Genomic DNA, 427 nt, shown 5'->3' on the forward strand with positions numbered 1-427 from the left:
GCGACGAGTTGGGGTGCGTTGACCGCGCGCCAGCGGGTCTGGGCTGACTCGATGAGTTTGAACGCCATCGCTAGTCCGGCCGCCCGTGAGCCGGGGCCTTTGGTGACTTTGCTGCGGTGCCGCACGGTCGCGAACGTGGATTCGATGGGGTTGGTGGTGCGCAGATGCACCCAGTGCTGGGCGGGATAGTCGTAGAAGGCCAGCAGCTCGTCGACATCGTCGGTGATCTTGGCGATTGCCTTGGGAAACTTGGCGCCGTAGGCGGCTTCGAACGCTTTCACCGCGTCCAGGGCATGCCGGCGGTCCTCGGTGTTGTAGATCTCGGCCAGTGCCTTCTTCGCACCCGGCTGCGCCGACTTCGGTAGCGCGGCGAGCACATTGCCGATCTTGTGGAACCAGCAGCGCTGCGCTCGGGTGTCGGGGAAGA

The 427-nt window shown here is 65.1% G+C and carries 1 protein-coding gene; it reads right to left on the reverse strand.

Features of this window, described 5'->3' with window-relative positions:
- Positions 1-427: transposase (locus tag E1288_RS46610; protein ID WP_207954965.1), on the reverse strand; the 427-nt coding region annotated here is incomplete at both ends.

This window comes from Saccharopolyspora elongata (genome assembly GCF_004348985.1).
GTDB classification, from domain to species: domain Bacteria; phylum Actinomycetota; class Actinomycetes; order Mycobacteriales; family Pseudonocardiaceae; genus Saccharopolyspora; species Saccharopolyspora elongata.